At 70.2% G+C, this 20,663-nt stretch carries 16 protein-coding genes and 2 tRNA genes; 11 read left to right on the top strand and 7 right to left on the bottom strand.

All coding sequences use genetic code 11. The annotated features are described in order from the left end of the window. Positions 1-2: 2 nt before the first annotated feature. The 5 genes from ACZ7OU_RS04760 to hypB are packed head-to-tail and all read left to right on the top strand — an operon-like array spanning position 3 to position 3,510. Positions 3-275, top strand: a complete 273-nt coding sequence (locus tag ACZ7OU_RS04760) for a HypC/HybG/HupF family hydrogenase formation chaperone (RefSeq protein WP_155548558.1) — start codon at positions 3-5, stop codon at positions 273-275. 10 nt (positions 276-285) lie between these two features. Continuing rightward, on the top strand, positions 286-1,413 hold the full coding sequence (gene hypD / locus ACZ7OU_RS04765; RefSeq protein WP_470254251.1) for a hydrogenase formation protein HypD: 1,128 nt from the start codon (positions 286-288) through the stop codon (positions 1,411-1,413). Beyond that, entirely contained in the window at positions 1,410-2,486 is a 1,077-nt protein-coding gene (gene hypE / locus ACZ7OU_RS04770; protein WP_470239842.1) for a hydrogenase expression/formation protein HypE, read from the top strand. The genes hypD and hypE overlap by 4 nt, the downstream gene beginning before the upstream one ends. After that, on the top strand, positions 2,487-2,822 hold the full coding sequence (locus tag ACZ7OU_RS04775) for a hydrogenase maturation nickel metallochaperone HypA/HybF (protein WP_470254252.1): 336 nt from the start codon (positions 2,487-2,489) through the stop codon (positions 2,820-2,822). Beyond that, on the top strand, positions 2,815-3,510 hold the full coding sequence (gene hypB / locus ACZ7OU_RS04780) for a hydrogenase nickel incorporation protein HypB (RefSeq protein WP_470239844.1): 696 nt from the start codon (positions 2,815-2,817) through the stop codon (positions 3,508-3,510). Before ACZ7OU_RS04775 ends, hypB begins: the two co-directional genes overlap by 8 nt. On the opposite strand, the gene hypF is transcribed toward hypB, so the two are convergent. Then, positions 3,467-5,617 carry a carbamoyltransferase HypF gene (gene hypF, locus ACZ7OU_RS04785; RefSeq protein ID WP_470254253.1) on the bottom strand — a complete coding sequence of 717 codons (2,151 nt, stop codon included), beginning with the start codon at positions 5,615-5,617 and terminating at the stop codon, positions 3,467-3,469. The two genes, hypB and hypF, sit on opposite strands and share 44 nt — an antisense overlap. A 143-nt stretch (positions 5,618-5,760) precedes the next feature. On the opposite strand from hypF, the gene ACZ7OU_RS04790 reads away from it, so the two are divergent. The 3 genes from ACZ7OU_RS04790 to ACZ7OU_RS04800 are packed head-to-tail and all read left to right on the top strand — an operon-like array spanning position 5,761 to position 12,099. After that, positions 5,761-7,674 (top strand): hypothetical protein, encoded by a 1,914-nt coding sequence (locus tag ACZ7OU_RS04790; protein WP_470254254.1) that lies wholly within the window; start codon positions 5,761-5,763, stop codon positions 7,672-7,674. Continuing rightward, a complete protein-coding gene (locus tag ACZ7OU_RS04795; RefSeq protein WP_470254255.1) occupies positions 7,674-10,451 on the top strand; it encodes an ATP-binding protein in 2,778 nt (925 codons plus the stop codon). Before ACZ7OU_RS04790 ends, ACZ7OU_RS04795 begins: the two co-directional genes overlap by 1 nt. A gap of 1 nt (position 10,452) precedes the next feature. Then, positions 10,453-12,099 carry a midas domain-containing protein gene (locus ACZ7OU_RS04800; RefSeq protein ID WP_470254256.1) on the top strand — a complete coding sequence of 549 codons (1,647 nt, stop codon included), beginning with the start codon at positions 10,453-10,455 and terminating at the stop codon, positions 12,097-12,099. Positions 12,100-12,102: 3 nt separating this feature from the next. On the opposite strand, the gene ACZ7OU_RS04805 is transcribed toward ACZ7OU_RS04800, so the two are convergent. Beyond that, a complete protein-coding gene (locus tag ACZ7OU_RS04805; protein ID WP_470254257.1) occupies positions 12,103-13,008 on the bottom strand; it encodes a LysR family transcriptional regulator in 906 nt (301 codons plus the stop codon). 86 nt (positions 13,009-13,094) lie between these two features. Between ACZ7OU_RS04805 and ACZ7OU_RS04810 the strand changes: the two genes are divergently transcribed. The 3 genes from ACZ7OU_RS04810 (at position 13,095) to ACZ7OU_RS04820 (ending at position 15,266) form a co-directional block, all read left to right on the top strand. Next, positions 13,095-14,423, top strand: coding sequence for an aspartate aminotransferase family protein (locus tag ACZ7OU_RS04810; protein WP_470254258.1), 1,329 nt, complete (start codon positions 13,095-13,097; stop codon positions 14,421-14,423). A 73-nt stretch (positions 14,424-14,496) separates the two neighbouring features. Continuing rightward, a complete protein-coding gene (locus ACZ7OU_RS04815) occupies positions 14,497-15,066 on the top strand; it encodes a hypothetical protein (RefSeq protein ID WP_470254259.1) in 570 nt (189 codons plus the stop codon). Next, the gene (locus ACZ7OU_RS04820; protein WP_470254260.1) at positions 15,063-15,266 is read left to right on the top strand and encodes a DUF6186 family protein; all 204 of its coding nucleotides are present in this window, start codon (positions 15,063-15,065) and stop codon (positions 15,264-15,266) included. Before ACZ7OU_RS04815 ends, ACZ7OU_RS04820 begins: the two co-directional genes overlap by 4 nt. A gap of 63 nt (positions 15,267-15,329) precedes the next feature. On the opposite strand, the gene ACZ7OU_RS04825 is transcribed toward ACZ7OU_RS04820, so the two are convergent. The 5 genes from ACZ7OU_RS04825 to ACZ7OU_RS04845 all read right to left on the bottom strand — a co-directional run bounded on the left by ACZ7OU_RS04825 (position 15,330) and on the right by ACZ7OU_RS04845 (position 20,632). After that, a complete protein-coding gene (locus tag ACZ7OU_RS04825; RefSeq protein WP_470239853.1) occupies positions 15,330-16,679 on the bottom strand; it encodes a cellulose binding domain-containing protein in 1,350 nt (449 codons plus the stop codon). Next, positions 16,676-18,307: a glycosyl hydrolase family 18 protein gene (locus ACZ7OU_RS04830; RefSeq protein ID WP_470254261.1), complete on the bottom strand. Its 1,632-nt coding sequence runs from the start codon at positions 18,305-18,307 to the stop codon at positions 16,676-16,678. Before ACZ7OU_RS04830 ends, ACZ7OU_RS04825 begins: the two co-directional genes overlap by 4 nt. A gap of 334 nt (positions 18,308-18,641) precedes the next feature. Beyond that, positions 18,642-18,715: transfer RNA gene (locus ACZ7OU_RS04835), tRNA-Arg, on the bottom strand. Between the two features lie 46 nt (positions 18,716-18,761). Next, positions 18,762-18,851, bottom strand: a tRNA-Ser gene (locus ACZ7OU_RS04840). Positions 18,852-18,916: 65 nt separating this feature from the next. Next, positions 18,917-20,632, bottom strand: a complete 1,716-nt coding sequence (locus ACZ7OU_RS04845) for a phosphatidylglycerol lysyltransferase domain-containing protein (RefSeq protein ID WP_470254262.1) — start codon at positions 20,630-20,632, stop codon at positions 18,917-18,919. Between the last annotated feature and the right edge of the window lie 31 nt (positions 20,633-20,663).

Consider the following 20,663-nt stretch of genomic DNA (forward strand, 5'->3'; position numbering starts at 1 on the left):
CCATGTGCCTCGGGATCCCGGGCGAGATCATCGAACTCAGCGAGGAGCGCCCGGACCTCGCGAAAGTCTCGGTCAGCGGCGTCAAGCGGCTCATCAACATCGGCCTGCTCGACGACGACCCGCCGAAGCCGGGCGACTGGATCCTCATCCACGTCGGCTTCGCACTGTCCAAAATAGACGAGCAGGAGGCCGCGGCCGCCCTGGAGTTCCTCGAAAGCATCGGCAAGGCCTACGAGGACGAAATGGCCGCCCTGCTCGAATCCCGGATCGACTAGAGGAGTCGTCATGCGTTTCGTCGACGAGTTCCGCGACGCGGAGAAGGCGCGGGCGCTGTCCGCGAAGATCACGTCGCTGTGCGAGCCGGGCCGCCACTACAAGTTCATGGAGGTCTGCGGCGGGCACACGCACACCATCTACAAGCACGGCCTCGAGGACTACCTGCCCGAGAGCATCACGCTGGTGCACGGGCCGGGCTGCCCGGTGTGCGTGATCCCGATGGGCCGCATCGACGACGCCATCCACATCGCCCGGCAGCCCGGGGTGCTCATGACGTCGTTCGGCGACATGATGCGCGTGCCCGGCTCCGGCGGGAACTTCTTCGACTCCAACGCCGAGGGCACGAACATCCGGATGGTCTACTCGCCGCTCGACTCGCTGAAGATCGCGCGGCAGAACCCGGACCTGCGGGTCGTGTTCATGGCGATCGGGTTCGAGACGACCACGCCGTCCACCGCGATGACGCTCCTGCGCGCGGCCGCCGAAGGCATCGAGAACTTCTCGGTGTTCGCCAACCACGTCACGATCATCCCGGCGATCAAGGCCATCCTCGACTCCCCCGACCTGCGGCTCGACGGCTTCATCGGCCCGGGCCACGTCTCGACGGTGATCGGCTGCCGGCCGTACGAGTTCATCGCCCGCGACTACGGCAAGCCCGTCGTCGTCGCCGGGTTCGAGCCCCTGGACATCCTGCAGTCGATCTACATGCTGATGCTGCAGCTCTCGTCGGGGCGGTCCGAGGTCGAGAACCAGTACTCCCGGGTCGTCCCCTGGAACGGCAACCTCGTCGCGCTGAAGGCCATCAACGAGGTCATGGAGCTGCGGCCGTACTTCGAGTGGCGCGGCCTCGGGTTCATCACGCATTCGGCGATGGCGATCCGCGCGAAGTACGCGAAGTTCGACGCCGAGCGGATCTTCGAGATCCCGGGTCTGCGCGTCGCCGACCCGAAGGCGTGCCAGTGCGGCGAGGTGCTCAAGGGCGTGCTGAAGCCGTGGGAGTGCAAGGTGTTCGGCACCGCGTGCACCCCGGAGACGCCGATCGGGACGTGCATGGTCTCGCCCGAAGGCGCCTGCGCGGCGTACTACAACTTCGGGCGGTTCAGCCGTCAGCGCGTCCGGGAGGCGAGCCGCGCATGACCACCACCGAACGCGAGCAGCAGGTCCTCGACCGCATCGAGCGCGCCCGGCGCCGGCGCGCGAAAGTGCGTGAAGAGCGCATCACGCTGTCGCACGGCGCGGGCGGCAAGTCGACGCACACGCTGATCGAAGCGGTGTTCCTCGACGCGTTCCGCAACCCGCTGCTGGAACCCCTCGAAGACTCGGCGTCGCTGACCATCGGCGACGCGCGGCTCGCGTTGACGACGGACTCCTACGTCGTCTCCCCGCTGTTCTTCCCCGGCGGGAACATCGGCGACCTGGCGGTCAACGGCACGGTCAACGACCTCGCCGTGTCCGGCGCGCGGCCGCTGTACCTGACCGCGGGGTTCATCCTCGAAGAGGGCTTTCCCGTCGAGGACCTGCTGAAGATCGTCGACTCGATGAAGACGGCGGCGCTCGCGGCGGACGTCCAGATCGTCACCGGAGACACCAAGGTCGTCCAGCGCGGCAAGGCCGACGGCGTGTACGTCAACACGGCCGGGGTCGGGGTGCTCACCCGCACGGGCCTCGGCGTGGCCACCGTGAAGCCCGGAGACGCCGTCCTCGTCTCCGGGCCGATCGGTGACCACGGCGTCACGATCATGCTGGCCCGCGGCGAGCTCGACATCGACGCCGACCTCGAGTCCGACACCGCGCCGGTGCACGAGCTGGTCGCCGGGCTGCTGGCCGCGGTCCCCGGCGTGCGCGCGATGCGCGACGCGACCCGCGGCGGCGTCGCGACGATCCTCAACGAGATCGCGAAGGCCGCGGAGGTCGCCGTGGTCGTCGACGAGAAGGCCGTCCCGGTGCGCGACGAGGTCCGCGGCGCGTCGGAGCTGCTCGGCATCGACCCGCTGTACGTCGCGTGCGAAGGCCGGATCGTGGTCGTCGTCGACGGCGCCCAGACCGACGCCGCCCTGGCCGCGCTGCGCTCGCACCCGCTCGGCGCGGACGCCGCGGTGATCGGCCGGATCGCCGACGACCCGCCGGGGATCGTGCTGCTGAACACCGCGTTCGGCGGCACCCGGATCGTGGACCTCCTGGTCGGGGACCCGCTGCCGAGGATCTGCTGAATGCACGAAATGGCGATCACGCAGTCGGTCGTCGACGCGATCGTCGCCCGCCTCGGCGAGGCGGCGGTGTCGTGCGTCCGCCTCGAGATCGGGCGACTGTCCGGGGTGGTGCCGGACAGCGTCCGGTTCTGCTTCGACGTCCTCTGCGCGGGGACTTCGCTGGAAGGTGCCCGGCTGGACATCGCCGAGCCGAGGGGCCAGGCCCGCTGCCGCGACTGCGGCGACGAGTTCACCCTCGACGACTTCATCCTGCTCTGCCCCTGCGGCAGCGCCGACGTTGCGGTGCTCGCGGGGCGGGAACTGCGCATCACTTCGGTGGAGGTCAGCCATGTGTGACACCTGCGGCTGCTCGGATTCGGCCGTCCGGATCACCGACCACGCGCACACCGTGGTCATGGAGCAGGACATCCTGGCGAAGAACGACGAGCTCGCGTCGCACAACCGCGCGCACCTGCGTGCGTCGGACGTCTTCGCGATCAACCTGATGAGCTCGCCCGGCGCGGGGAAGACGACGCTGCTGGAGCGGACCATCCGGGCCTCGGACGCGCCGTGCGCGGTGATCGAGGGCGACCAGGAGACGCTGCTCGACGCCGAACGCATCAAGGCCACGGGCGCGCCGGTGGTGCAGATCAACACCGGCGCCGGCTGTCACCTCGACGCGTCGATGCTGCACCGGGCGCTGCATTCGCTGTCACCGCCGGCGGGCTCGACGCTGTTCATCGAGAACGTCGGCAACCTGGTCTGCCCGGCGCTGTTCGACCTCGGCGAGACGGCGCGGGTCGTGGTCCTGTCGGTGACCGAGGGGCCGGGGAAGCCGTTGAAGTACCCGCACATGTTCGCCGCGACGGACCTCGTGCTGCTGAACAAGGTCGACCTGCTGCCGTACGTCGACTTCGACGTCGCCGAGTTCGAACGGGACGTCCGCCGCGTGAACCCGTCGGCCGCGGTGCTGCGGGTCAGCGCGACGCGCGGCGACGGCCTCACCGAGTGGTACGACTGGCTACGGCGACCTGTCCGAAGCTGATCCCGCCGTCGTTGGTGGGCACGTTCCGGTGGGTCAGGACGCGGAAGCCCCGTCGTTCCAGCTCGTCGACCGTCCGGTCGAGCAGCAGGACGTTCTGGAACACACCGCCGGAGAGCGCGACCGTGGTGCTGTGGTCCCGGAAGCGGTCGCAGGTCCGCGCGATCGCGTCGGCGACACCGTTGTGGAACCGGGCGGCTCTCTTCGGTTTCGCGCTGGGGTCGTCCAGGAGCGCGGCGATGAGGTCCTCACCGTGGACTTCCTCGTCGATGCGCGCCCGGTAGGCGGTCGTTTCGGCCGGGTCGGCCAGCTGCTCCAGCTCGATCGCGGCCTGGCCTTCGTAGGTGATGGTGTCCCGGACGCCGAGCAGCGCGGCGGCGGCGTCGAAGAGGCGGCCGGCGCTGGAGGTCAGGGGTGAGTTGAGGCCGCTGCGTTTGAGCTTCACGACGTCTTCCCGGGCCGGCCGCCCGAGTTCGTCCACATAGGACGCTGCCATCCGCCAGGGCTGCCGGATGGCCATGACACCGCCGGGCATCGCGACCGGCCGAAGGTGGCTGAGACGCCGGTAGCTCGTCAGGTCGGCGAGGAGGAACTCGCCGCCCCAGATGGTGCCGTCGGGGCCGAAGCCGGTGCCGTCGAAGGCGACGCCGAGGACCGGACCGTCTTCGCCGTTGTCGGCCAGGCAGGCGGCGATGTGGGCGTGGTGGTGCTGCACGCCGAGCAGGTCGGCGTCCAGGTCGAGCGCGTACTTCGTGGACAGGTACTCGGGGTGCAGGTCGTGCGCGACGAGCGCCGGCTCGATGTCGAAGAGGCGCTTGAAGTGCTCGATGCCTTCGGTGAAGGACTTGAGCGTCTCGTAGTTCTCCAGGTCGCCGATGTGGTGCGAGAGGAAAGCGTGGCGGCCCTTGGCGAGGCAGAAGGTGTTCTTGAGCTCGGCGCCGCAGCCGAGCAGGTGCCGCTTCGTGTCGAGACGGACCGGCTCCGGCGCATAGCCGCGTGACCGCCGTTGGACCTGGGGTCCACCGCGGGTGATCCGGACGACGGAGTCGTCGGTCCGGACGTGGATCGCCCGGTCGTGGACGAGGAACGCGTCGGCGATGCCCTTCAGGCGGCCGAGGTCTTCGTCCCGGTACACGATCGGCTCGTCGGACACATTCGCGCTGGTCAGCACGATCGGCCCGGTCTCTTGCAGGAGGAGGTGGTGCAGCGGCGTGTAGGGCAGCATCAGCCCGATCCGCCGGTTCCCGGGCGCGACGGCGGCCGCGAGATCCGCCTTCTTCGGGAGCAGCACGATGGGCCGTCGCCTGCCACTGAGCACCTCTTCGGCTTTCGCATCGACTTCGGCCAGCTCCCGGGCCTGCGCGAGGTCGGCCACCATGACGGCGAACGGCTTGTCCTCACGGTGTTTCCTCGCACGCAGGTTCGTCGCGGCCTCTTCGTGCCGGGCGCCGACGGCGAGGTGGTAGCCGCCGAGCCCCTTGATCGCGACCACCTTCCCCTCGCGCAGGGCTTCGACGGTCGCCGCGATCGGCTCCCCGCCACCGGGCTCGAACCGCAGCTCCGGGCCACAGGCGGGGCAGCAGACGGGCTGGGCGTGGAACCGCCGGTCGGCCGGGTCGTCGTACTCCCGCTCGCACTCGGCGCACATCGCGAAGCCGGCCATGGTGGTGAGCGGCCGGTCGTAGGGCACGCCCTGGACGATCGTGAACCGCGGGCCGCAGTTCGTGCAGTTGACGAACGGGTACCGGAACCGCCGGTCGCCGGGGTCGCGCAGCTCCCGCAGGCAGTCGGCGCAGGTCGCGGAGTCGGCGGAGATCAGCGTGTCGGCGGCCCCGCCGGCCGGGCTGGCGACGATCCGGAACCCGGTGTCCCCGATCGGGGGAATTTCGCGGGTCTCGACGTGCTCGACGACCGCCAGCGGCGGCGCTTCGGCCGTCAGCGCGGCGACGAAATCCCCGACCCGATCCGGCGTGCCTTCGGCTTCGGCGAACACGCCGTGGACGTCGTTCCCGACGAGCCCGGAGACGCCGATCCGCAGCGCCAGACCGTGGACGAAGGGCCGGAAGCCGACGCCCTGCACGACCCCGCCGACCCTGATCGCCAAGCGCACGCACCGAGTGTCCGCCCCCGGCCACGTGCCGTCCAGCGGACAGTGGCCGGATGTGGACGATCGGGGGAACGCTGTCACTTTCGTCGGTCCTCCGGGGCACACTGATCCGGCAACCGGGCGAATGGCGGACTCCGGAGGGGCCAGTGCAGGGGCGGGACGTTGCGGTCGGCGGCACGACCGAGATGTGGGAGCGGCTTTTCGGGGCACGCGAAAACTGGGGCTGGGAGTTCACCCCGCCGGCGGCGGTCACCCTGAGCCCGGAGGCGGCCGCCCCGCCCGTCGCCGAGCAGGTGTACGCGCCGCACGACTACCAGCTGCGGCAGCGGCGCAGCAAGCGTGCCTGGCTGGGGCTGCTGGGCTGGCTCGCGCTCACCTTCGTCCTCGTCGTGATGGTCGGCGGCATGATGGACGCCGTCTCGAAGACCATCCCGCAGGCCGCCGAGGTGACCACCACCGTCGTGCTCGGCATCGGCATCATCCTCGCGGTCGTGCACTTCTTCCGGACGCGGCGGCGGTTCACCGTCATGAAGCGCGGCTACGAGTCCAACTACAACCGCGCGCTCGAGTCGTACACGCAAGCCCACTTCGCCTGGGAGCAGCGCGTCGCCGAGCACGACCGTCGCGAGCGCGACCGCTTCGGCTCCGCGATGCTGTGGCAGCCGGTGAAGCTGAGCTCTCGGCCGAACCGCGTCGACGTCTTCGGCGGGACCGAGGACGGCTGGGCGAGCCTGCTCGCCACCAGCGGCGCCGCCCAGCTGGCCGGCGGCGCGTCGATGCTGCTGCTGGACCTGACCGACATGGCCGTCGGCGACGACCTGGCGATCGCCGCGGCCGCCAAGGGCTACGAGGTCGCGGTGCACGAGCTGCCGCGCGACCTCGGCGCGTTCGGCCTGCTCGGCGACCTCGACCCGCACGAGCTGGCCGAGGTCCTCGCCGAAGCCATGTACAACCTGAACCGGACCGCACTCGGGCAGGACCTGCGCGGCCTGCACGCCGACCTGCTCACCACCGTCGCCGAGCGGCTGAGCGGGCCGGTCACGTTCACCAAGCTCGTCGCCGGGCTGCAGGTGCTGCGCCGGGTGTACGACGCGGGCTCCGACGAGACGCTGTCGGCCGAGGAGCTGCGGAAGCTCAACTCCTATGTGGACACCGTCGGCAACACCGAGCAGGTCTGCAACGAGCTGATCGCGCTCGAAGGCGAGATCCGCGGGCTGGCGCGGGCCGAGAACGCCGCCGAAGGCGTGCCCACCGGGTTCCGGGCGAGCTGGCCGTCGCGCGGCCTCTCGGTCGTCGCGACCCGGACCAAGATCGGGCGGCACAAGCGGTTCCTCGACCACGTCGTCTTCCACCGCGCGCTCCAGGAGCTGCATTCGCGGGACACGACCGGCCGCGAGGTCCTGGTCGTCGCGGGAGCCGACCAGATCGGCCTCGAAGCCCTCGAAGCGATGGCCCAGCAGGCCCGGCGCGCGGGCGTCCGGCTCGTCTTCCTGCTCCGGCACCTGCGCGACGACCTGCAGAAGCTGCTCGGCGGCTCCGGCAGCGTCAGCCTCTTGATGCAGCTGGGCAACGCGAACGAGGCGGCGAACGCGGCGGAGTTCATCGGCCGCGGCTTCAAGTTCGTCCTCTCGCAGCTGACCGCCGAGATGGGCAAGACCTTCACCGAGGGCAACTCGTCCAGCACCGGCGGCTCGGTGGGCTCGTCGAACAGCCGCGGCTACAGCGTCGGCGGCAGCAGCAGCTTCAACAGCGGTAGCGGCGGCAGCGGCGGGTCGTGGTCGTCGGGCTCGAACTGGAGCCGGAACACCAGCTCGTCGACCTCGCGCGAGAGCAACTGGCAGGACACCGTCAACCAGTCCGAAGCCATCTCGCGCAGCGAGGGCGAGACGCGGGCCCGCGTGTACGAGTTCCAGGTGGAGCCGACCGCGCTGCAGTCGCTCGCGCCGACGGCGTTCGTGCTGGTCGAGGCCGGTCCCACCGGGCGTCGGGTGGTCATGGGCGACTGCAACCCCGGCATCGTCCTGCTCGACCGGGTCGCCCGCGACGCGCTGCCGCGCTGATGTCCCTGTCGGAGGGCTTCCGCTTCCACCGGCTGCTGTCCGTTCCCCGCGGCGACGACCTGGCGACGGACGCCGACCGGCCCGACGAGACCGGCGGGCGGGTCCCGGCCCAGCTCTTCGCCGCGCTGACCGCGGCCCACGCCGACCTGCGCCACCGCGGCCCGGACGCGGCGTTCGCCGTCGCCTGGGAGCGCACGGGCGGGGCACGCCCCCTGCGCGTGCTGGTCGGCGGCCGGCCGCACTCGCCCGTCGCGCGCCCGGCCGGCGCGATCCTCTACCCGCCGGGCAGCCTGGGCACGCCGGTACCCACGCCGGACTGGGCCGCGCTGCCCGCGTGGACCCGCTGCACGGGCGCGCCCGATCCACTGTGGACACCGCAGTCGGGCGAGCGGCCACCGGGCCGCGGCGGTTTCGACGACTACGTCGCCCACCTGCCCGGCGAGTTCGTCTGGCTGATCATCGCCGAACCCCGGAGTGGCGACGACGTCGAGCGGGAGCTGCTCGGGCTCGAGACGACGATCCCGCGGCTGCGGCAGCGGGAGAACTCCGAGCCGGACCGGATCGCGCTGCTGCGGGCGGAGGGCCGGTACCGGGAGCTGTCACGGGCGCAGTCCGCCGGGCTGTGGACAGTGCACGTCCTGGTCGGCGGCCCGGACGAGCCGGGCACCCGCGCCGCGGCGGCGTTGCTCTGCAGTGCCAGCGACCTCGACGCGCTCCCGTACGTGCTGACACCTGGCACGGACTGCGTCCCGTTCGACGCGGTGTGGAAGAACGAGGGCGCCTTCTCGGCGCCCGGCGAGTTCGTCGCCGCGATCGCCCGCCCGCCGCGGCGCGAGCTGCCGGGGATCCGGATGACCGAGCCACCGCTGTTCGACGTCACCCCGGAGTTCACCGGCGAGATCCCGCTCGGCACGGTCCTCGACGACGCCGACCAGCCGGTGGGCGAGTTCCGCGTCGCGCTAGACACGCTCAACCGCCACACGTTCGTCGCGGGCGCGACGGGTTCGGGCAAGTCCCAGACCGTCCGGCACCTACTCGAAGGCCTGCACGAGGCGGGCGTGCCGTGGCTGGTCATCGAGCCGGCGAAGGCCGAGTACGCGGCGATGGCGGGCCGGCTCGGCCCCGCCGGCCGGGTGACGGTGATCCGCCCGGGCGACCCGGACGCGTACCCGGCCGGGCTGAACCCGCTGGAACCGGCGGCCGGCTTCCCGCTGCAGACCCACCTGGACCTCACGCGAGCGCTGTTCCTGGCGGCGTTCGACGCGGACGAGCCGTTCCCCCAGGTCCTCGCGCAGGCGCTGACCAGGTGTTACGTCGACCAGGGCTGGGACCCGGTGACGGGCGAGGTGCGCGGCCGCGTCGGGCCGGTGAAGTACCCGAGCCTCGGCGACCTGCAGACGACGGCGATCGAGGTGGTCAAGGGCATCGGCTACGGCAAGGAGGTCGCCGACAACGTCCGCGGCTTCGTCGACGTCCGCATCGGCTCCCTCCGGCTGGGGACGCCCGGCCGGTTCTTCGAGGGCGGCCACCCGTTGGACGTCGCGGAGTTGTTGCGCGGCAACGTCGTCCTGGAGATCGAGGATATCGGGTCCGACATGGACAAGGCGTTCTTCATCGGCGCGGTGCTGATCCGCCTGTTCGAGCACCTGCGCGTCCACCACGTGGCCGGTGCGTCGGGTCTCAAGCACGTGCTGGTGTTGGAGGAGGCGCACCGGTTGCTGAAGCGGGCGGAGCCGGGGAGCCCGACCGAGCACGCGGTGGAGCTGTTCACGTCGCTGCTGGCGGAGATCCGGGCGTACGGCGAAGGGATCGTCGTGGCCGAGCAGATCCCGGGCAAGATCGTGCCGGACGTCATCAAGAACACGGCGTGCAAGATCCTCCACCGCCTCCCGGCCCTGGACGACCGTTCGGCGGTCGGCGCGACGATGAACCTGAGCGAGGCCCAGTCCCGCCACGTCGTGACGCTGCCCCCGGGCCGAGCGGCGGTGTTCACCGACGGAATGGACCGCCCGCTGCGGCTGTCGATGCCGCTGCGCGCGTCTCTCGAGGACGCTTCTCTGGCTTCTTCGACTCCGGCTTTGGCTTCGCGGCGCAGTGTCGCTTGTGGACAGTCGTGTGCCGCCCGGCCGTGTTCGCTCCGGGAGCTGGGCGACGCGGTGTACCGCGCGGACGAGGACCCGCGCCTGGTGCTGTGGCTGGAGTTGCTGACGGTCGCGCACATCACGGGCCGTCCCGCGCCTTCGCCATCCTCGTCGTGGATCGCTTCGCTGCACGCGGCGTACGACGAGCGGACGTTGGAGTGCGCGGTGGCGCACCGGCTCCAGACCGCGGTGGACGCCCGGTACGCGGGAATCACGGAGTACAACTCGGCGGACGCGTTCCTGGCGCATTTGACTTCGTCGGCCCGGCAGACGTTGTCGGGTGGTCCGGGGTGCGACGGCGTCGAGGTCCGCTGGCAGGCGGGGAGTTACCGCTGGTACGACGTTTTGGTGGCGTTGAAGCGGGAGGAGCCGGTGGACACGGCGTCGCGGGGGTTGACGCTTCCGGGTTCGACGCCCGCGGAGCAGCTGTCAGCGTTGCGGCAACGCCCGGACACCTGGCGCAACGACGACGCGACGGTGCTGGGGACGACGTCGCCGACGTTGATCAGCGTGGCGGCCGGGCGCTTGAGCAACGCGCGAGATCGGGTGGAGCAGTTCAACGCGGCGACGGGGTTCTTGAACCTGAGGTTCCCGGCGGCCCGGGTCCTGCGGATGGACACGAAGCGAGGGGGCTGAGTTGAGCGAGACGAGCGACGCACCGGAGGCGCCGGAGCCGCCCCCGGACCCGCCGTCGGACGACCGCGCGGAAGGCCCGGTGGAGGACGACGAGTCGGGCGCGGCCGAGTCGTCGGAGGAGAGCCCGGTAGAGGACGGGGCCCAGCCGCCGGAGTCGGCGGAGGGCCCAGTCGAGGACGGCGCCCAGCCAGCGGATTCAGCCGAGCCGCCGCCCGACGAGGGCCCGGTCGAGGACGACGAGCCGGCACCTGAGAGTGCGGAGGTTCCCGAGGAAAACGCCACCGACGAGCCCCCAGCGGCCGACGACGGTGCGGAGGACCCGAACCCTCCCGAAGACACCGACGAAGCCCCCGCCGCCGACGAGCAGGCCGAAGACCCCAACCCTCCCGACGACCCCGAGGGCGCGGAAGACCGCACCGAAGAGGCGGACCGCCTCGAAGACGACAACACCGCGGACGAGACCGACCGCAGCGAAGACGAAACCGCCGACGACAACCGCGCCGACGAAACCGACCGCCTCGAAGACGACACGGCCGACGACGAACGCGCCGACGAAACCGACCAGGCTGACCAAGCTGAACAAGCCGACCAGGCCGAGCAGACCGATCGCCGCGAAGACGAAGCCACCGACCCCGCCGACGACCCCAACCCTCCCGAAGACGACCAGTCCGACACCGACGCCGAGGACCCGGACAACACCGAGCGGGAACGAGAGCTGAAGCCGGACGATCCGCGCTGGGACGGCCAGTGGAACTCGACGACTTCCGAGGCTCAGACCGAACAACCGGCAGCCGGGCAAGAACAGGCCGTCGAACGCGATGCGCGCGAGGAACACGGCGACTTCGAGCGAGAACGGGAGCTCACCCCGCGCACCCAGGCCGCGAACGAGTCGTCCGCCGAGGCGCGGGTCGAGCAGCAAGCCCCGAGCCAGGAAATCCCCGACGGGCCGGACCAAGCCGAAGCGCGACCCGAGATCCCCGGCCCCGAGCGGTCACCCGTCGAGATCCCCGCGCGCCAGGATCAGCAGGAGCTGAACCTGGGCGTCCGGGAGGCCGGCGCGGAAGCGCAGGACTCCGGCCGGCCGAGCGGGCCCGAGGCCGGCGAACCGCCCGACGGCCCCGGAACGGACGACGACCCCGGAGGCCCACCTCCGCCGGAGTCGAGGATCCCGGAACTGGGACCGAACGACTACCTGGCCGTCGTCAACGAACGTGGCGAACTCGAGGAGCGGCAAACTCCTGGTCAGCCAGCTCCCGAGCGCGAGAAGCCGAACCGTGAAGAGGTCGGCGTCGCCGACGACGACGTGCCGGACGATCCGGAGAAGGACGAACTGGAAGAGTCCGAGGAAGCGGAGGAATACGTCGACTCGGTCATCGAAGGGCGCCCCGAAAGCGAAAAAGCCGAAACCAGCGAGGAGAAACCCAAGACCGGCCACGAAAAGACCGAGATCCGGACCGGTCACGAGGCGAGGATCGATTCGGTACCACCGCCGGAACCGACCATCGGCGTCCTCACCTCCGCCGCCTTGGGTATCGCCGCGCTGTCCGAGCGGGGGCTCAAAGGGATCACCGACACGATCAAATCGCTGCGCGGTGGCGAGCCGTCGATGATGCCGGAAGAAACCCCGGACGAAGACGACAAGAAATAGCCGCTACGGGCTCCACTCGGTGAGGGCCGGGAGGTCCGGCGGCTGCCGCAGAGCATCCAAAACCACGTTCACCCCCGCGCGCAACGGTGTTCCCCTCCGCACCACCGCCGCGATCGTGCGGGTCACCGGGGAGGCCAGCTCGCGCGTCGACACGCGATAACGGCGGTCCACCGCCAGCTCCGGCAGCAGCGCGATCGACAACCCGGCCTCGACGTGCTGCAACGTCATCAAATAATTGCTGAAGCGGCACACCACCCGCGGCTCGAAACCCGACTCGCGGCACAGGCGCAGCGTCAGGTTCGCCATGTACGACCGCGGCACGTCCAGCGCCCACGGCGAGTCCGCGTACGCCGACAGGTCCGCCGGCCCGCGGGGGCCTTCCGACGACGTCACCAGCACGATCGGGTCCGTCGCCAGCGGGACGATGTCGAGGTCCGGGCCCAGCGGCTGCTGCACGAAGTCGGTCGTCGTGATGATCACGTCCGCGTCGCCGCCGCGCAGGGCCGGGATGCTCTCGTGCGGCTCCAGCTCCAGCAGTTCGACCTCCAGGTGCGGGTACGCGCTCGCGAGCCGCGTCACCGCCGGGACCGCCATCGTGTGGATCGCGCTCTGGAACGCCCCGAGCCGGACCTGGCCGACCGGCTCCTCGCCGAGGCTGCGCAGCTCCGCCTCGACCGTGTCCATGTGGTCGAGGATCGCCCGCGCGCGCCGCGCGAGTATCAGCCCGGCCGGCGTCAACCTGACCCGTCGGCCCGTGCGTTCCAGCAGCTGGGTGCGGGTTTCCGCTTCGAGCACGGCCAGCTGCTGCGACACGCTCGACGCGCTCAGGTTCGCGTCCTGCGCCACCGCGCGGACCGTCCCGAGGGTGTCGAGCCGGCTCAGCAGCCTTAGGCGCCACGGGTTCAACATCACCGCATTCTTGTACGGAAGAACCGAACAAGAAAGCCGGAATTGTGAGCTGGACGTGTCGCTCGGACCGGACTTACCGTCGAAGCATGGCTGCTCCGACCTCCGAACTGTCCACGTCCGACGCCTTCTGGGCCGACGCCGACCGGCACCTCGTGCGCTACGGCGGCACCTTCACCCACGAGATCATCGACCACGCCGAAGGCAGTTTCGTCTTCACCGAAGACGGCCGCCGCATCCTCGACTTCACGTCGGGCCAGATGAGCGCGATCCTCGGGCACTCGCACCCGGAGATCGTCGACACCGTCCAGCGCCAGATTTCGAAGCTCGACCACCTGTTCAGCGGCATGGTGAGCCGCCCGGTCGTCGACCTCGCGCGGCGCCTCGCCGAGTCGCTGCCCGAACCGCTGGAAAAGGCGCTGCTGCTGACCACCGGCGCCGAGTCCAACGAGGCCGCCATCCGGATGGCGAAGCTCGTCACCGGCAAGCACGAAATCGTCTCGTTCGCCCGGTCCTGGCACGGCATGACGCAGGCCGCCGCGAGCGCGACCTACAGCGCCGGCCGCAAGGGCTACGGCCCCGCCGCTCCCGGCAACTTCGCCATCCCGGCGCCGAACGCGTACCGGCCCGACTTCACCGACGCCGACGGCAAGCTCGACTGGCGGCGTCAGCTCGACTTCGCGTTCGAGATGATCGACGCGCAGTCCGTCGGCAGCCTCGCCGCGTGCATCGTCGAGCCCATCCTCAGCTCCGGCGGCATCATCGAACCGCCCGTCGGCTACTTCGCCGCGCTTCAGGAGAAGTGCCGGGAACGCGGCATGCTGCTGATCCTCGACGAGGCCCAGACCGGCCTCTGCCGCACCGGCAACTGGTACGCGTTCGAGCGCGACGGCGTCGTCCCGGACATCCTGACGCTGTCGAAGACGCTCGGCGCCGGACTGCCCCTCGCGGCCGTGGTGACCAGCGCCGAGATCGAGGAAGAGGCGCACAAGCGCGGGTTCCTGTTCTTCACCACGCACGTCGCGGACCCGCTGCCGGCGGCGGTCGGCAACACCGTCCTGGACGTCCTGCAGCGCGACCGCCTCGACGAGCGCGCACTCCAGCTGGGCTCGCTGCTGCGCCACGGCCTCGAGCGCATCGCCCACCGGCACGAGGTCGTCGGCGACATCCGCGGCCGCGGTCTGCTGGCCGGGCTGGAACTGGTCGTCGACCGCAAGACCAAGCGCAGCTCGGACGAGCTGGGCGCGCGCGTCACCGCCCGCTGCCTCGAGCTGGGGCTGCACATGAACATCGTGCAGCTGCCCGGAATGGGCGGGGTCTTCCGGATCGCGCCGCCGCTGACGGCGTCCGAGGAGGAGATTTCGCTGGGCCTGTCGATCCTGGACGAGGCGATCGGGGACGCCGTCAAGACGCTCTGATCGAGGAATCCGCTGGCCGTGCGCGACGTTTTTTGTTAGCAATGACAAGGACCTGTCGCGAAGGAGCTACACCATGGCTCTCGGCTTCCGCAGTCACTCGCTCACCGTCGACCTCCCGGTCATCGCGCTCACCCTCGCGGCGATCGCGCACTGGATCCGGGGCGCACCCGCGGACGCGCTGATCTTCCTGGCCGTCACGCTGGTCCTCCTGATCACCGAACGGCCCAGGGCGATCGAGGCCGAGTTCGGGGAGCCGTTCCGGGTGCCGGGGTTCGCGGTGGTCGCGGCCGGACTGCTGGTGCTGGCGTTCGGCCGCGACAGCGTCCCGGTGGCGGTCGCGATCTCGGCGATCGGCGTGGTGGCGCTGTTCGCGGAATGGCGCGACCCGTCGCTGCCGGCGGACCGGCCGGTGCCGCACCGGGCGTGGCTGTGGTCGGCGGTGGCGCTCTCGTGGTGCGCGTGGGAGCTGCTGTCGTTCGTCTACGAGCAGGCGGCGGGCGGGCTGTCGACGACCCACCCGACGATGAGCGACCTGGTCGACCCGCTGCTGACCAGCCGCTGGGTCCAGGCACTGGCGATCACGGGCTGGTTCGCGGCCGGCCTGGCGATGCTCCGCGCGGCCGCCGCGGCGAGGCGGCCGTGAACAGCCGGATCATCACGGAGCTGGGCTTCAGGCTGATCGTCCTGGCGACGATCGGGCTGGGCGTGGCGAGCCACGTGTGGCCGAAGAAGGTGCCGAAGCTGACGAGCGTCCTGGCCGTGGTGATGCGACGGCGGACCGCGCGGATCGCGTTCGTGCTGGCCTGGTGGTGGGTCGGCTGGCACTTCTTCGTGGGGCACTGAGCAGACGAAAGAACCTCCTTGCCGGCCCGGGGAGCCGGCAAGGAGGCCTCTTTCACGACGACGTCAGAAGCCCGCCGTCACCTTGGTGAAGTCCCAGTCGTTCTGGGCGATGCCGCTGCAGGCCGACTGCACGCCACCACCGGGACAACCACGATCCCGGTTCACCGACCAGAACGCCAGCCGGCCGAGGTGGTTCGTCTTGGCCCAGTTCGTGATCTGGGTCCAGGTCGACAGATCCGTCAGCTCCTGCTGGTCGGACAGGCCGTTCATGCCCGAGATACCGACGTGGCTGTACGCCGTGGCGTCGCTCCACCCGAACGTCGACTTCAGCTTGTCGCGCAAGCCGTTCGCCGCGTTCACCGTGCTCTGGTACATGTTCGAGCCGCCGCCGAAGTCGAACGGCATGATCGTGAACACGTCCACGTTCGCGCCGAGGGCCTTCGACTGGTCGATGAGCCGGTTGCCGTAGTAGTTCGGGCCGGTCGTCGACGTGCCGAACGTCAGGATGGTCTGCACGCCCGGGTTGTTCTGCTTGACGATCTTCAGCGCGCCCAGGATGCGGTCCTGCACGGCCTCGTTCTCGAACTCGTCGGAGTTCTCGATGTCGATGTCGATCGCCTTGAGCCCGTACGCGTTGATGACCTGCTGGTAGGCACCGGCCAGCGCGGCCGACGTCGAGCAGTTCGGGCCGAGCTTGTTGCCGCTCCAGCCGCCGAACGACGGGACGACCTGGCCGCCCGCCGCCTTGATCTGCGCGATCGCGTTCGCGTCGGCGCTGCCCGAAAGCGGACGGCTGCTGTCCCACGCCGGGTTGCAGCCACCGGAGGCGTTGATGAACGCCATGGTGAACCACTTGACGCCGGTCGCGTTCATCACCGTCTGCGGGTTCGGCGGGCTGCCCCAGCCCATGTACAGGTACGGCGCGCCCTTGCCACCGGTGCCCGGCGGCGGGGTGGTCGTGGGCGGGGGCGTCGTCGTAGGCGGCGGTGTCGTAGTGGGGGGTGTCCCCCCGGCCGCACACGACCCGCCGTTGAGCTTGCAGTTCGACGGCGCCGTGTACGCACCGGAGTACGCCACGTTGAAGCCGAAGCTGGCGCTCGAGCCGTTGCCGACGTTGCCGTTCCACGAGTTCTTCACCGTGACGTGCTGACCGGACGCCGTGTAGCTGCCGTCCCACAGCGACGAGATCTTCGCTCCACTCGGAAGGTCGAACTCGACGGTCCAGGTGGCGAGCGTCGAGCCCGAGCCGTTGGCGATCGTGTACTTGCCCTCGTACCCGGTGCCCCAGTCGGAGCCCTTCGAGAAGGTCGCGGACACGCCGCCCGCCGCGTTCGCCGGAGCGATCACGAACATCGCGCCGATCGTGGCGGCCGCGGCCGCCAGCCCGAGTGCGGGCAACCACCGGCGCGTCATGACAGGCCGTTCTTCATGGCGGTGATCAGCTCGCCGTTGCCGGTGTCACCGGTGAGCTCCCAGAAGAAGGCACCGCCGAGACCCTGCTGCTTGGCGTAGGACATCTTCCCGCCGATGGTGCCCGGGGTGTCGTAGCTCCACCAGTTGCTGCCGCACTTCGCGTACGCGGTGCCGGCGAACGTGCCGGTCGACGGGCAGGTGTTCTTCAGGACCTTGTAGTCCTCGATGCCCTGCTCGTACGTGCCCGGCGCGGGGCCGGTCGCCGTGCCACCCGGGGTCGACTGCGTGACGCCGGTCCAGCCGCGGCCGTAGAAGCCGATGCCCAGCAACAGCTTGCTCGACGGGACACCCTTGCTCTTCAGCTTCTGGATCGCCGCGTCGGAGTAGAAGCCCGGCGTCGGGATTCCGGTGAAGTTGGTCAGCGGCGAGTGCGGTGCCGTCGGACCCTGCGGCGCCCAGGCACCGAAGTAGTCGTAGGTCATGACGTTGAACCAGTCGAGGTACGGCGCCGCGCCGGCGTAGTCGGCGACGTCGAGCTTGCCGCCGTTGCTGCCGTCCGCCGAGATGGCCGAGGTGACCAGGAACGACGAGCCGAACTTCGAGCGCAGCGCGGACATCACGTTCTTGTACGAGTTGGCGCCGCTGGAGTCACACGAGAGCCCGCACGCGTTCGGGTACTCCCAGTCGATGTCGATGCCGTCCCAGATGTCCGCCCAGCGCGGGTCCTTCAGCAGGTTGTAGCAGGACTGCGCGAAGGCGGCCGGGTTCTGCGCGGCCTGGCCGAAGCCACCGGAGTACGTCCAGCCACCGAACGACCAGATCACCTTGAGGCCCGGGTGCATCTTCTTCAGCTTGCGCAGCTGGTTGAAGTTGCCCGCGACCGGCTGGTCCCAGGTGTCGGCGACACCGTCGACGCTACCCGCGGCGTCGTAGGTCTTCTGGTAGTCGGCGTACGGGTCGTCGTTGGCGGTGCAGGAGCCGTTCGTGACGTTGCCGAACGAGTAGTTGATGTGCGTCAGCTTGTTCGCCGAACCCGACGTCTCGATGTTCTTGACGTGGTAGTTGCGGCCGTAGACGCCCCACTGCACGAAGTAGCCGACGTTCTTCAGCCCACCCGGCGGGGGCGGCGTGGTGGTGGTGGTCGTCGTCGGCGGCGTGGTCGGGGTGGTGGGGGTGGTCGTCGGCTGGGTCGGGGTCGTCGGCGTGGTGGTCGGGGTGCCACCGCCGGCGTCGCAGGACCCGCCGTTCAGCTTGCAGTTCGCGGGCGCCGAGTAGGTGCCGGAGTAGCTGACGTTGAAACCGAAGCTGGCAGTGCTTCCGTTGCCGACGTTGCCGTTCCAGGTGTTCTTGACGGTGACGTGCTGGCCGGCGGCGGTGTAGCTGCCATCCCAGAGGGAGCCGATCTTCGCGCCGGACGGGAGGTCGAACTCGACCGTCCAGGCGGCCAGCGTCGAGCCGGAGCCGTTGTTGATCGTGTACTTGCCTTCGTAGCCGGTGCCCCAATCGGAGCCCTTGGTGAAGCTGGCGCCAACGCCGCCGGCGGCGCTCGCCGGCACGGTGACGAGACCGACCGCGATCGCGCCGACCGCGGTGAACAGACCGAGGAGGTGCCATCTCTTTCTGGACATCGCTCTCCCTTGAGCCAGGTAGGGGGACGGCGTGCCCACCTCAGGCGGGGACCCGGTGGTGTTTATGCGCCGTTTGCGAAGACGTTACGTGGTCCAGACCAATTAGGGAAGGACAACCACGGAGAGTGGTGGACACAGGGTGACCAGCTGAGACGTTGGCGTGTTCACTGGTCCAGTCCAGTTACGCAAAGCAGCCGATTCGGCGCGGCGCCACCACGGACGGCCGGTACCTCAAGGCTTCGGAGACTCTGTCGCGAAGCGGGCTTCCAACCGGAAGACGGACACAAAAGAGCCCCCTCTTGCGAGGGGGCTCCAGTGCTGTCTCAACCAGACGTGCGCCCGAAGGGATTCGAACCCCTGACCTTCTGATCCGTAGTCAGATGCTCTATCCAGCTGAGCTACGGGCGCGTGTTCAGTTGTTCTCTAACCTAGCACCCGGCGAACCGGGTACCAGCGGAGGCTCCGGGATTTGAACCCGGGAGGGGGGGTTACCCCCAACCGCATTAGCAGTGCGGCGCCATAGACCAGACTAGGCGAAGCCTCCTGGGCCCAACGACCACTGCTCAGATAGGTTACACACCCCCCGATCACCCTCCGACAGCACCCCCCTCACGCCCGGCGCAGCAGTCTGAGCAGGCGCGGAGAGCGTCCGCCGAGGCCTTCCGCCTCGAACGTCGCGATGCCGACCCGGGGCAGTTCGCGCACTCCCGGGTACACCAAGTACCGCGGCACCCAGCGCGGCTGGAACTTCGCGTTGAACTTGTACAGCGTCTCGATCTGGATCCAGCGTGAAAAGAAGTGCAGGACCTTCGCCGCCGTCTTGGCGACCGGGCCCGCGCCGATGCGCTGGCCCTGTTCCATCAACGCGCGGAACGCGGCGAAGTTCAGGGACACCTGCTCGACGCCGTGCCTCCCCGCCGCCAGGAGGAGCTCCGAAATCATCAGCTCGTTGACGCCGTTGTCGGCCGTGCGGTCGCGGCGCATCACGTCCAGCGACAACCCCTTCGCGCCCCACGGCACGAACTGGAGCACGCCCCGCACGCGCCCGCCCTGCTCGGCCGTCACCAGCACCGAACCCGCGTCGCCCATGCGGCCCAGCGCCATCGAAAAGCCGCGCTCGGTGTCCGTACCGCGCCAGTTCGCCGCCAGCGTCACCAGCTCGGCCAGCTCGCCTTCGCGCAGGTTCTCGGCCCGGCGCACCAGCACCTTGTAGCCCGCTCGCTTCGTGCGGGCCGCGGCCTGGCGGACGCCGCGCATGACGCGTCCGTCCAAGGTGAACCCTTCGGCGTCGACGACCGCTTCGTCGCCGATCTCCAGCACCTCCAGACCGAACCGGGCCCAGACCGTCGCGCCGAGCTCCGAGACGCCCATCGCCGCCGGCACCCAGCCGTTGCGGCGGCAGACCTCCAGGTACTCCTCGATCGCGCCCGGCCACGCCTCGTGGTCGCCCAGCGGGTCGGCCGAGCACAGCGCCACCCCGGCGATCACGCGGTACGTGACCGCGGCCTTGCCGGTCCGCGAGAACACCACGAACTTGTCCCGGCGCAGCGCGAAGTAGCCGAGGGAGTCCCGTTCACCGTGCTCGTCGAGCAGCTTGCGCAGGCGGTCCACCTCGTCGTCGGACAGCTGTGGCGCCGGCTCGGCCGAGCGCAGCAGGAAGTACGCCGAGACCAGGATCGCGGCCAGCCCGAACAGCAGGCCGACGGCCGCGGTCATGTCCTCCAGCCACATCTGGTGGAAGACGGCGGGCCCGCTGGCACCGACCAGCGCGAGCGCGGACTCCGCCAGCCGGTCCGGGAAGCTCATCGGCTCCAGCACCGCGCGCGACGCCACCGACAGCAGGATGACGTTGATCGCGAACCCGGCCAGCGCCAGCTGCAGGAACACGCGCACCGCGCGCCAGCGGCCGACCACCGGGTCCGGCTTCGCGACGAAGTAGCGCCGGCTCGCGATCAGGCCCACCAGCAGCACGACCGACACCATCCCGGCGCCGAAGACGTGCCGGAGCCCGATGTGCGACACCGTGAGCAGCACCGTCGCGCCGATCGCCAGCTGCCAGGCCCGGCGCTTGCGACGTCGCAGCCCCGCGGCCAGCAGTACGAGCAGCACGCCGGTCACCAGCGCCACGGTCGCCGCCGCGACCGTCGCCTCCTGCGGCAGCTCCAGCCACTCCGACAGGTGCCCGCGCAGGTTCCGGCGCCCGGCCGGCACCAGGACCGACACGAGCGTCATCACTCCCGCCAGCCGGGTCACCCAGGTGATCACCCCCACGGTGGTGGCTCCCGCCACCCGCCAGGTGGTCTGCGCGCGTGTCCCCGTCACCACCCGTACAACCCGTTGTGGACGATCATGCTTC

This window comes from Amycolatopsis sp. NPDC114505, from assembly GCF_055633615.1.